The 12618-nt window shown below is 47.0% G+C and carries 9 protein-coding genes and 1 riboswitch; of the genes, 3 read left to right on the top strand and 6 right to left on the bottom strand.

Going from position 1 to position 12618, the window contains the following annotated elements; all coding sequences use genetic code 11:
* Positions 1-25: 25 nt before the first annotated feature.
* Positions 26-3535 carry a collagen binding domain-containing protein gene (locus MLD56_RS01985; RefSeq protein WP_029514676.1) on the bottom strand — a complete coding sequence of 1170 codons (3510 nt, stop codon included), beginning with the start codon at positions 3533-3535 and terminating at the stop codon, positions 26-28.
* Positions 3536-3729: 194 nt separating this feature from the next.
* A riboswitch (cyclic di-GMP riboswitch) is annotated at positions 3730-3810 on the bottom strand.
* Between the two features lie 50 nt (positions 3811-3860).
* The gene (locus tag MLD56_RS01990; protein ID WP_029514677.1) at positions 3861-4742 is read right to left on the bottom strand and encodes an AraC family transcriptional regulator; all 882 of its coding nucleotides are present in this window, start codon (positions 4740-4742) and stop codon (positions 3861-3863) included.
* Positions 4743-5336: 594 nt separating this feature from the next.
* On the opposite strand from MLD56_RS01990, the gene MLD56_RS01995 reads away from it, so the two are divergent.
* On the top strand, positions 5337-6593 hold the full coding sequence (locus tag MLD56_RS01995; RefSeq protein WP_069290903.1) for a DUF445 domain-containing protein: 1257 nt from the start codon (positions 5337-5339) through the stop codon (positions 6591-6593).
* Positions 6594-6626: 33 nt separating this feature from the next.
* Positions 6627-7007 carry a TIGR02328 family protein gene (locus tag MLD56_RS02000; RefSeq protein WP_029514679.1) on the top strand — a complete coding sequence of 127 codons (381 nt, stop codon included), beginning with the start codon at positions 6627-6629 and terminating at the stop codon, positions 7005-7007.
* Between the two features lie 102 nt (positions 7008-7109).
* On the opposite strand, the gene MLD56_RS02005 is transcribed toward MLD56_RS02000, so the two are convergent.
* Complete coding sequence (locus MLD56_RS02005) at positions 7110-7784, bottom strand: NAD(P)H-dependent oxidoreductase (protein ID WP_029514680.1); 675 nt, start codon at positions 7782-7784, stop codon at positions 7110-7112.
* Positions 7785-7972: 188 nt separating this feature from the next.
* Between MLD56_RS02005 and MLD56_RS02010 the strand changes: the two genes are divergently transcribed.
* Entirely contained in the window at positions 7973-8356 is a 384-nt protein-coding gene (locus MLD56_RS02010; RefSeq protein ID WP_023986690.1) for a winged helix-turn-helix transcriptional regulator, read from the top strand.
* A 99-nt stretch (positions 8357-8455) separates the two neighbouring features.
* Here the strand turns inward: MLD56_RS02010 and MLD56_RS02015 are convergent, their stop codons facing one another.
* From MLD56_RS02015 to MLD56_RS02025, 3 genes are all read right to left on the bottom strand, one after another.
* Positions 8456-9703 carry a stalk domain-containing protein gene (locus MLD56_RS02015; RefSeq protein ID WP_029514681.1) on the bottom strand — a complete coding sequence of 416 codons (1248 nt, stop codon included), beginning with the start codon at positions 9701-9703 and terminating at the stop codon, positions 8456-8458.
* Positions 9704-9941: 238 nt separating this feature from the next.
* Positions 9942-10691, bottom strand: a complete 750-nt coding sequence (locus tag MLD56_RS02020) for a YcnI family copper-binding membrane protein (RefSeq protein WP_029514682.1) — start codon at positions 10689-10691, stop codon at positions 9942-9944.
* 58 nt (positions 10692-10749) lie between these two features.
* Positions 10750-12468 carry a copper resistance CopC/CopD family protein gene (locus tag MLD56_RS02025; RefSeq protein WP_029514683.1) on the bottom strand — a complete coding sequence of 573 codons (1719 nt, stop codon included), beginning with the start codon at positions 12466-12468 and terminating at the stop codon, positions 10750-10752.
* Between the last annotated feature and the right edge of the window lie 150 nt (positions 12469-12618).

The following is a 12618-nucleotide window of genomic DNA, read 5'->3' on the forward strand; positions in this document are numbered from 1 at the left end:
GAGAGATCAGGGCAGGTGATCCATTTTATTTTTTGTTCGTCCGTGTGAATTTCAACAATACGCCCCACATAACCAACGCTATGCCTGTCAAATAGAACGGAACGGGGCTGCTTTCACCTGTTTGGGGCAACTGATGTACCGCAGGTGGATCCTCTGGCTCTTCTGGCTCTTTCCCGGGAACCTTGACACGGATCTTAGGTTTGGGATCGTCTTTCGAATCCACCGGAGGAGAAGGATCTTGATGAGGCATGACGGCTGGCGGCTCCGGCGGTATAGGTGCAGGTTCCTCCTGTAGAAGGGCTATGTCCTCCGGAGACATTGGGAATGACGGAGGAACGGTTACAGACGGAGTATCGGGTATTTCCGGATCTCTGTCATGTTTCTTACCTGAGCCTCCAGACGGGGGTGACGGGTCTGGATGAGTAGGCGTTCCTGGTTCGTTTTTCTTTTCTTTACGGTTGGTGATCACAATCTTTTTTACACCAGAGCTTTGTCGCAGTGTTGCGTCTATTTTGATCTCAAGCTTGCTCTCGGTGATTTTATAGCCCTCCGGTGCTGCCAATTCCTCCAAGATGTAATCGTCATGAAGCAAGGAGGAAAAGATGATTTTGCCTTCCTGATTGGTGGTCTGAATGAGAGGGGCTCTTTTTTGACCTTTATCATAGAGTGCAAACTGTGCGCCAGGCAGTACCTTCTCAGGCATATCCTGGTCTACCTTGGTCAACTCAAGACTTTCGGTCACACCCCCGCCGGAACCGGAGCCGGAAGACGTTCGTACGATGATTTCCTGGCTGGTTTCCCGTATCTCTGTCGTCAAGCGATCCCCCTCAAAGGCAACCTTATTACTCACTTTGGCTTTGTCCTCAGCATGAATGAATGATTGGTATTCAAGAATAAAAGCAGAGGAAATATCCTTGGCAAAAGCAAGTTCAAAAGTTTGCTGGCCTTGAGCATCTGTTTTGATATACAGCTTGTAATCTTGGTTTCTAATCAACTCGGTGCCCTTGGTGGTATTTCCGTTGGCAGCGATGATTGTAGAGTACAAATGAAAGGAATCCTCGATTAAGATTTGATTGCTGCTAGGCTGATCTATAATTTTAGCGTTGGATACATGTGACTGTCCTTCATTGATGCGGATGCTCCAGTCGATCTTATTTCCATTTTGTGTACCGACTTTAGATACATATTCTCCACCATGAGGTACCGTGACTTGCGCTGCCCATTTGGAGACTGTTTTTTGTCCATCCAGTAGAAGGGCTTGATTATGAATTTCCTTGTCAATCAGTTCTCCTTCCAATGAAGTTTGAAAGGTAATCCAGTAGGGAGTCTGTATCTGCTCCTTGAACTGGATACGCAATTCATTCCCATTTTGCTCGGAGGGAGGGATAATGGTGTATTGATCTGCCGGGATTTCAGCCCCTTTTTGTACGCCATCCCACCATCCCAGCAAGGTCATATCGTGTACTTTCACGGAGCCGGGCAGTAACTTCTGACCTTGCAGCAAGGGGTCTCTCACTTCCGCGTGGTTTAGGATCTTGCGATTGTAGTTGGCTTTAATGTCCCAGGTAATGAGCTTGGAGGTCGCATTATAGCTTCCTTGCTTGGCACCGTTTCGTTGTGTCATAAAGTCCGGCCAGATCGGGCACTCCACGGCATGCGATGATGTTTCTCCGTCTTCAAACTGGTATTCTATAATGGATTTATTACGAAACTCAGGCTTCGTCGTATCCGTTTTCCAGTCATTGTTATAGGTGGTTGAATACTTGATCGTATAAGCTTTATGAATGGTTTTATGAAATTTGAGCGTAAATCCTTGTTTATAGTCCTGTGATAGCGGAATCAGCTCATAATCCGTGGGGGCACGTAGCTCCGTTGTTCCGTCAACAGTTTGAATTTTCAGGGTGTCCGGCAACAAGGCCAAGCCCCCGTTTGGAAACACATCGTGAATGACAATATTTTTCATGGTGTACAAGTCTGTATTAATGGTAATCACCCAAGGTATGATTTTGGTGTTGTAATTGGGTGTGTCATACATTTTAGTCATAACTCCGCTTGTGATTTCTGTCGATACGATCTTCTGGATTCCATCTGAGGTTATGATGTTTATAACTTTTCCATTTTCATAGACACGGCCTCTGGCTTGAGTCTGGTATCGGATGGTATAGGCTGAATCTACGTCAAAGTTAAATTGAAGTTTGAAGCCGTTGCGGTCCGGATAATCAACTGGGATGACAGTATACGCCCACGATGGGAGTTCCTCCAGCGTGTTTCCTTTAAATACTTTCAAGGAACCGGGTAGCAATTCTTGAGTTTTGTTGAAATGATCAATTAAAAGAGCTTTGGCTTCGGGGATTTTTGTCTCGCCGAAGTTGTATCGTATGGCCCACGAGAGTGTTTGTGTGGCATGATCATATTTTTCAACCTTTTTGGACAAAAACTCACCACGTTCTACCTGAACAGTACCGGTAGCAGCAACGTTCTCTATCGCATCTCCTGAAAGCGTTGCTGTGTTGGAAAAACGAGTTTCGTCGCCAGTAATGCGCGTGGAATATTGAATCTGGTAGGCCGTGTTCATGCTATCGTCTTGAAAACGAATCACAAACCCTGTCCCGGCCTGATCTGCTTCAATGGCATATTCACTCGCATTTACTAGGTCTCGAACAACGGTCGATCCGTCGATATTGACTTGGAGATGATAGAGCCGGATAGAGTCTCTTCTGAGTTCCAGTCCTAAAGGAATTGGATCGGTGATGAAGGCATGCTTTACGGTGTTTAGCTGTTTGTTCACATCAATGGTCCAGTCGATCTGATTTGTGCCAGCTAGTTTCCCTTGTTTGCTTAGGGACGGCCCTGACTGGGGCTTTACATTCACGATGACCGTTTGCACCCCGCCTTTGATCGGAATCGCAATGATGACCTCTGTACTACCTTTCACTATTTCTTTTGTAAACTCGGTTTTGATTTGCAGTTTGCCGCTGACATTGGAATGAGTCTCTACATATGGGTTAAAGGTCATGATCACCTTGCCCTGACGATCTACTGTGAAGTATCCCACGGTTCCGTCGGTAGTGACTAACGGAGATGAGATATCAGTGTAGATGACAAACTGTTCTGGTAAGTGAAAGGTGAAAGTGTCTCCTGACTTATAGGTATTGTCAGGAAGCTCCCATTCATAGCCTAGTTGGATGGCTGATCCGATGTCGAATTGGCTGTCGGGACTATATACTGCATCAATGACATGCCCTGATTCGTCGGTCAGGCTCAACTTCGTTAGTATGCTCTGCGGAGTTGCATCATGTTGAGATTTTGAACTGACTGCTCCTTGAACGAAGGGGGGCGTATTTGAAGGAATCTCCCTGGGAGGTTCAAGGTTTGGGACACCGTATACAGTATCCGTAACGGTATGTGTAGGATCGGATACAGCACTCTGCGGCAGTTCTGGGGCTGGAGCATCTGCGTAAGCCAGTGTTGCGTTGAAAAAGCTTTGGACAATGAGCAATAAGGCAATGATCATTACATTTATTTTTGTTCTCATGCTCCAAGTGATTCTCCTATTCATCGTAATATGGCAATGCTTCGTTCGAAATTAGTATATTCAGCATGCTAGGCTGACATGACTATCCCAATAGAAAAAAAGCCCTGATCATAGCGATCAGGGCTTTTTTCGAGATAGGCATAGCAAATTGTGGTGGATCTATGTAAAAAAGGGCATAATAAAAAGCTCGTTCATCTGGTAGCTGGCTGCCATCCGGATAGGAAGGCCCTATAGTTTTGCGTCACTGCCTTTCGACAGCTTTGCCATTAACTTGAATAGCTTGTGCGTCTATCATCTATCAAACTGGTTTCATGTAACCTCTCATTTACAGCTTGGAACGGTTCCCCCACTTCTTGCGGAAGGAATGAGGTGTTTCTCCTACATGCTCCTTGAACAGGTTAATAAAATGGCTCGTATTGGGAATACCTACGTACCTTGCGATATCCACAATGGACATGTCACTGGTTTTAAGCCAGCTTTGAGCGGCCGTGATACGGACATTAATGAGATAATCAATCGGAGAGAAACCGATCTGCTTTTTGAAATTTTTAGCCAAATTAAACTTGTTTAATTCAAACATGTCTGCCAGCGAGTCCAGTGTTATTCGCTCACAGTAGGACTGATCCAAATATTGCTGTACCCGACGTACTTCGCTGAGGGTTTCAGCATTCACATGCTGGTGATCATAGGGATGCTGCAAGATGCACATCAGTATTTCACCAATGAGCCTGGACGTTAGCAGTTCAGCGGAAAGACTTCTGTCAGACTGCCCACAAATCAGAGCATGCAGTTTGTCCAATATAATATACGGATTATGCATGGATATTACCGGTTTATTATGCTTGGCAAATTGTTCGTAAAAGTTTCCGATCAGGTTGCCGTACAGGTATAAGCTGATAAACTCCCAGGCTTCATGACCGGAGGTGCTATATTGCACATACTCCTCACAATTAATAAAAAACAAATCATGAGGCTTTAAAATATATTTCTTGTCCCGGTATAGTAATTCTCCCTTACCAGACAACGTAAAAACAAGCAAAAAAGAGGCGAGTTCTTTTCTTTCCACCGTAAAAGCAGAAGTTTTTTGGAAGTAGCCTAATTCCTGAATATATAAAAGGGATTGCTTGGCAAAAGCGGAGGGAGTGCGCACAATTACGACAGGTTCGCCGTTCCAGAGGCCCTCGTTGTTTTTTTGGTCTGTTGTCATATTCAATTCCTTTACAAAGAAGCAATTTTATCTAGCTTATCTTGGTTTGATTTAACCAATATATAATGGCTGATTAAACATGATTTACTATATATAAAAGTTTATTTTATCACATGAAATATGTCTATATATCAAAATATGTTTGTAAGTTTTATAGAAGCCTCGCTCTTATGGACATCTAACCTGATCGTCCGTATAAAAGGTCGAATATTGTTGAAAGAATTCTGAGGTCATCATGGATTCAAATCCTTTCTGGGGTCAAAGATAGAATTAGTGCTGAAAAAGATATCTTACATGCCCATTCAACTTTTCCCTTCACTTCTCCTTTCGGTTTAAGAAATTTAGGACTTGGTTCTGATAAAATGGTTCGTAAGGCTTATTATTAAAAATGAGATTTTGGGCCTAGTGTTGTGATTTAGTTCACGAACATGAATGTAAAAAAGAGAGATATATGCATAAAAAATTACGCAAAAAGTGGCCTTACGCGTTTCATCAAGAGTGCTTTCAACTTTGGAAATGACACGGGCAATGATATGATGGGTAATACAGGTATAGTGCTTTACTTACTCGACAGTCAGTTTGGAGGATTACAGGATGGGAAAACCCAAAAATACGAAAACCGCAGCGGCTTGGTCGCTTGTTATTCTAGGGGCAGGCTTTGCAGCCACATTGCCCTTCCAGCAATATGGCTGGGCTCGTTTGTTAGCCGGAGCTTTTGAGGCAGGACTTGTAGGGGGACTGGCGGACTGGTTCGCTGTCACTGCTTTGTTCCGTCATCCGCTAGGCATTCCGATACCACATACCGCGCTGCTTCCTAAAAATAGGGACAAGCTCACAAATGCCTTGGTGAGTACGGTGGAAAATAACTTGCTAAACAAAGACAGCATCGCGTCTAAAATTGCAGATATTCGTTTGGCCGATTTGGTGCTGGGTGGTGTGGAAAAAGGTTTGCGCACGCCGGAGGCGGCGGCATCCATAGATGTTCTTGCCAAGCGGCTCGTCCAGTCGCTCCCGCTCGCGGAATTGGCTCCGGTCATCGTGGCAGAGCTCAAGCGGCAGATGACTGACTTTGACGCCGGACCGCTGCTGGAGGCGCTTGCTCGTCAGACCAGCGAGAAGGGTTATGATCGCCGCGCGCTGGATTACACGCTGGAACAAGCCGAGTCCTGGCTTTTGCGACCCGAAACGGGCTATACGCTGGGTACCTTAGGTATGCAGGCTGTCAGCGGTTTGCAGGTGAGCGGACTGATGCAGTTTGCCTTGAACGCATTCCTCGGCTATCTGAACGAAGAGCGTATGGGTGAAATGATTCGTCATTTTTTGCTGGATCAGGTAGCAGAACTGCAAAGGGAAGAGCACCCGCGCCGTCAGGCCGTGCTGGATGGTCTAAGAACACAGGTGACCCGATTGGCGACGAAAGATACGGTTCAGGAAGGGTTGAACGGCTGGAAGGATAGCCTTGTTGAAGCCTGGGAAGGTGATGCGTCGGTGCTGGGAAAAATGGAGGAACTGCGTATACGCTTATTGGACTACATGGAAGACGGAAGCTATGTGCAGACCTATATTTTACCGCTATTGGATCGAATGTTGACTGATTTAAGAGGGAATACCGAGCTGCTGGACAAGATTAATGTGCGAATTGTGGAAGGTATTACTGGACTGGTGGAAGCCAACCATAGTCGGATTGGTAACTTGGTGCGCGAAAATGTAGACAAAATGGATAACAAATCCCTGATTGCACTGATGGAGGACAAACTGGGACAGGATTTGCAGTGGATACGTATTAATGGCGCAGTTACAGGCTTCCTGATCGGCATTGTGCTGACAGGTATCCGTATGCTAATCCAATAGATCAGAAAAAGCTACAGATAGGGTTGTGGAAGCATGAGGCTTTGGCATGAACATTTAATCGACAAGTTACCCCGTCCGCAACTGCTGGGGCAACATCGTGAGTGCTGTGCCCTGCGCGGGAATGGGTGGGGCAAGCCACACGCCACGGTGAATTATGTGTTCGATTATCACCCCATGCTGCTGGTGCGCTATCATAGGCTCATTATGGACGAAATGAAAAGCAGAGGGTACAATGTTGACCCACTATGGGAACAGCCTTTGTATCGCGGTAAGCAGTGTGAGCCTTGGGAGGCAGAGCTGGGTGAGGAACTGGCAGGCGCGGGTGCATATGTGGAGCATGACGATGAGTATATGAAGGAGTGCCTGGATAACCTGGCTTCCAAGGGGATTTTAATAGAAATTGAAGTGACCTAAAAAAGACGGGCTGTGGTAGGTTCATCATTCAGATGAAGTGCCGCAAGCCCGCTTTTTTGATGCTTCAATGTTCATCGTTTGGGAGAGAATCGGGATATTAGATTACAGAATCCAGCGTGTGACCTTTTCCAGGGGTTGTCTGGATTTTTCACGTTTGGGTTCATGAGCGCGATAACCGAAGGCAGCAATGACTGAAATATCGAGCAGCCCGTTCTCCAGCAGTCCTTCTTCCTCCAAAATGGCATGCACCTGATCGTAGTTAAAACCCTCAATCGGACAGGAGTCAATACCGATCTGAGCCGCCGCGGTCATCATATTGCCTAAGGCAATATAGGTTTGCTTGGAAGCCCAGTCAAATAGCGTACGTTCGTTTTCCAGCAGGTGTTGACTTTCACCCTGGAAAATCTTATAGCGGCCTGGCAGTGAGGCAAATTCCTCCTCAGACATACCTTTAACCTCTTTATACATATACTCCACGTAAGGAGAATCATAACGAACATCCTTGCGCGCCAAAATCAGGATGACGTGGCTAGCCGCAGGAATCTGCTTTTGGCCACCGCTGGAAACCGCAGCCAGCTTCTCTCTTAATGCCTGATTTTGTACAACTACAAACTGCCATGGTTCAAAACCGACGGAGCTTGGAGAAAGTCGCCCGGTTTCGAGAATGAACTGAAAATCCTCTTCCGGTATGATGCGATTGGGATCAAATTCTTTCGTGGCGTGCCTGAACAGAAAGGCGTCCAGAATTTCCTGTTTTTTAGCTGATGTATTAGACATAAAATGTACTCCTTTGGGTATGGGTTTAGTTGGTGCTCTATGGGTTTTCTGCTACTATAATGAGAGCTGATATCGAATATATAGTTATCATATAGAAAGTTTTTGCAGGGAACAAGTACGCACATATTTGTTTCTTGTCATACGTCTGAGGCTATTGGTTTACACATTCTACAGAAAGAAGGGTATACATGGCACAGGAGATGGAACATGCAGTTAGCGTTAATTTTGGATGTCCGGTAGCGAAAACCGTCGGGGTTATAGGCGGCAAATGGAAGGGAGTCATCTTGTATCATTTGACCACAGGACCGCGGCGCTATAACGAAATTCGACGGACCTTGCCTAATATTACACAGCGGATGCTAACCTTGCAGTTGCGTGAATTAGAGAGAGATGGCATTGTGCACCGTGAAATTTATAACGAGAACCCACCGCGTGTGGAATACTCGCTTACCCCGTTAGGAGATACGTTAAGGCCATTGCTGGATTTTATGAGAGACTGGGGGATCTTCTATGGAGAACAGGGTTGCGAGCCTGTGACGACAACTTCCAAATCAGGCAAGCACTTTTGTTAAAGGGAATGAAGAAAGCCCGCCAGATGATTTCATAGAAGACTCATAAGAAATCATCTGGCGGGCGAAATAAGGTCGGTTTTACTTGGATAAAATGTACACTTATTTAAACTCGATGGCTTCGTTCATCTGTGACCAGGCCGTTTCTCCAATGATGCCCAAGCGCCAGATAGCGATTCCTTTGAGGTCATAACGTTTGGCTAAACCGATCTTGGCGTTAACGGTGCTGTCTTTTTCGCTACCCATCGAAATCCCCAAAATGAGCTTGTCCCGCGAGGTTTCCTTCAAGGCCAGTTGGATGGCTTCATCCACTTTTTCCAAAGGCTCAGGTGTAGCCTTTTGTCCGTAATCATAAGCCATGATGATCAGATCGTCCGCCAGATTGCCCAGCGTTTTGTAGTCATAGCCAGAGTAAGAACTGTTCAGCGGATGCAGAACGACGGTGAGCTTGAGCCCGGCCTGATGCGCTTTGGTCGATAGCTTTTTAATAAAGGTGTTGTAGTCTGAACGAGCTTTGGCTTTGTCGCCGCTCCAGCCCAATCCTTCCAGGTCTAGCGAAATGCCTTTAAATTGTTTGTCGGTGGCGGTGCTGACAATTTGGGAAATGGTTTGTTCTTGAAGCTGCGCATTTTCCAAAACTTTGGTCAGCTCGTGATTGCCATCTCCGGAATAGACCATCAGGTAAGGGGAAGTCCCCTGGCTGTCTGCCTCCTGCACAATGGACTCTGGCGTTACAGTTCCAGCGGCTTGAGGCCATTTGTATTCTTTGCCGTTTGTGGTAAATTGTCCGTTCGTATCAATTCGACTCCAGCCGAAGGCAACGACGTTAAAATCCGGTATTTTGGATTTTTGGTCAAAGGAAGACAGCGCATAGAAGCCTACTGTATACATCGATTCACGAGGCGATGTAATGGAGACCGTCCGTGTTCCCTGGTTCCAGTTCACCGTGGCTCCAAACTGCTGCCCGAAAAAGCCCAGCGGAATCATGGTGCTGCCGTGCACGGTTTGCGGAGCGGCTGTTAGTTGAACCGCTTGTCCGTCCACTGTGGCATTGCGGCTACCCATCTTTAGAATCACCTGCTTGGTAGCAGAATCTTGCGCTTTGGTAGCGGTGATGCTTTGGCTGGCTTGGTCCCATTTCACTGTAATGCCAAGAGCTTCAGAAATCGCACGAAAGGGAACCATGGTCGTGCCGTTCATCATGGCAGGTTGTACAGGGAACGGTAATGGATATCCGTCCAGCATAATGCTGATCTTGCCGGCTTCAGCTTGTGCCAAGGGGCTATAGATGCCCACTGTGGTACTCAGAAAAATAGCACTAGATAACAAAGCCTTATTTACGATTTTCATCCTATGATCTCCTATGCTCAATAGATTGCAATGCTATCATGTTAGAATCGTGAGGTATCTATCATTTTACCAAAAAAATGATAGAAAGGTGAATGTGAAATAATAGGATGAGATGAATCTGAATATGTGTTAAAGCTGAATATTAATCGTTTTCTTTCATACCAAAAAAGCTGACCCCTTTTAAATAGGTATCAGCTTTTTCTTTTTAAAACGCTCTTAACTTTATACGTAACCCAGATTACTTGCGGCGCTTGAGTGCAATACCAACAGCTGCGGCACCAAGAATGACTGCAATGATCGAGAGGACGAGAGCTGTCGTTTGTGCAGTAGAGCTGGCTGGAACAGAAGCGGCAGGTGCAGCTTCTACAGCATTGTTTGAAGCAGGTGCGGGGCTGCTGCTATCTTTAGTCGTATCTGTGCTCGCGTGACCTGCTGTCGTACCCGCCGAATCGTGTCCGCTGTCTGCGGCAGGGACAGGAGTTGCGGACGTGGCATACGCCGTGATTTCGGTAATAGAATGAGGACTGTTACTTCCTTCATCGCCTGTCCATTCCACGATACTTCCGTCACTATAATATTGGAAGGCGTCCCAGGCTGCTGCGGTATTCTGGTCTGCATTTTGCGCTACAAAGCTAAAACGCTGATATTGACCTGCTTGAATGCCGTCTTTTTCAGTCGTCCAGGTCACGGTGATTACTTTGCCAGAGCTGTCTTTTTCGGTGGCTACCTTCCAATCCGGTACAGGCTCGTATTGTTTGAAAACGACCTCTTTCGGAATTTTCAAGGCGACTTTGGTGGTTGGAATGTTTTTTTCCACGGGTACTTTCAATGTGTACGTTTCCCACGCATTAGGTTGTGAAACAGAAGGCTTGACTGTCACATGTGCACTGGCCATACCTGCAAAAAGTAAGGCACCCGCTGCGATTAGACCCACAGAGGTCGCAAACCTGGAAAATCTGGATTTTGCTGTTTGAATTGTTGTATTCATATTCAATTATTCACTCCTTTTAAGTGAGGATTTCACAAAATCCTGAAGTATAAAATAATTATTTTTTACCGCCTACATGCAGGGTGAATTCAGCATCAACCGCATCGAGTGAAGCCGTCAGAGCATGTACCTTTACCGCCCATGTTCCTTCGGAGGTCATCAATTCCTGACTGCGGAATGGCTGTTGCTGCTTCACAGGTAGAACAAATTCCTGTTGATCTTGGTCAGGGTCTGCTGGAGTGAGCGTTAATGTAACCTGCTGGATTCCTGAAACGGCAGCACCCTTGCTGTCCTGAACGGATACCTTAAATTCATTGCTGCCCACAGCATTGGGACTGACTGCCAGGGTAACGTTATATCCACCCGTAGTGCGAGTCTCCTCAAACGGTACAGCAGGTGCCTGACCGGGTGACAGGTGAGTGAGCACCGCAGTCAACAGCATCACGAGCAGGCCGACGGACAACTCGGCACGCAATCCCCGGGCGGCTTGCTTGCTGGGCGCCGCTTGCCGTGCGCTGCGGAACTGGCTGGCCGCGAAGGCCAGCATGACTAGCAGCAGCGCTGCTTTGCCGAGCAGAACGAGTCCATAGGACGTGTTCAGCAGCATGGAGGGAGCCGGAATGTACAGCACGGCTCCATATATACCGGTGGCGAGTAACGCCGCCACCATAGCAATGCCCCAGCCGGCGAAGCGGCGCAAGGCGGCTTGTCGTAGAGTTGCCCGCTCGGATACGGGCAACTCTGCTCCGGCAACCGGCAGGCACACGACCATGACGGCAAGTGAGCCGATCCAAAAGGTTGCTGCCGCGAGATGGACGAAGTCCGCCGCAATAGCTGGAGCTGGATGCGTAGCCGCTGCCGGATGACCGACAAAGGCCTTGGACAGCATGAGGCATAGCGTTAGGAGAGCCGAGCTGTAGCCCCAAAGACGGCGCTGGCGACTCGAAATGCTGTAATCCAGCGCGTAAATCAGCGTTACGCTTAGGAGTAGCACGAGAATCATCTGGATAAACCAAATTTGTCCGGCTCCAGTAAACTGGAGAGCTTCTCCCAGAATCGGGAGTGAGAAGCCCTCCCTGATGGAAACCCCGGCATCCCATGAAGCCTGAAGTGGCAGGCTGATCAGAATGGCGGCAGACGTTATGCCGTAGCCGCTCCATAGCAGTTTATTCCAGCGGGGCGATGTTTCAAAGGGCCGCTGATTTTGCTTATGCTGTTCACTTTGATTCTTGTCTTGGCTTATGCTCGGTAAGATGAACAGCCGGAAACAAATCGCTCCAAAAAGCAGCGATAGTCCTATGTAAAGAAACCAACGGACAGCGATTAAGTCGATTCGTGATGTCCCTGAGCCTTCAGGTGCGGTAGCTTGATGGGTAGGCGCATTGGAACCGCTGCCTACTTGAAATGGAATAACTCCATTAACTGGATGTCCGTCTGCGGATAAAGCTCTCCAACTAACAGAGTAAATTCCATTTTTCATCCCTGGGATCAATTGGATTTCCATGGTGGCTTTGTGATTCGGGTCAAGCTGTGCTTTTCCTGTGTCGACCCGCTTGCCTGTTTCGTCGGTCACTTTGATCGACATGAAGGCAGATTGCAAATCTTCATTGAAGGTAATGGTCACCTGAGAAGGCGACTTGTCCAAAACCTGATTTTCGGTCGGACTGGATTCAATGACAAATGCATGAGCCCACGAAGAGTGAGGAAACAGGACCAGAAGGGGGAGACACAGCAATAAAAGACAAGCCACACGGGCTGGTCTGGACGGATACAACATGCTTGTGAAGTCACCTTCTCTCGATTACTTGAAGCGAGGATATCCCCATTTATAACATTTTATACAGGAGGATTTTGCCTGACGGACAAATCCATTCCTATCTTAATCATAGTGCATATAGCGCGAATAGATGGAGCGAATTATGACATT

The sequence above is a fragment of the Paenibacillus peoriae genome, assembly GCF_022531965.1.
GTDB classification, from domain to species: domain Bacteria; phylum Bacillota; class Bacilli; order Paenibacillales; family Paenibacillaceae; genus Paenibacillus; species Paenibacillus polymyxa_D.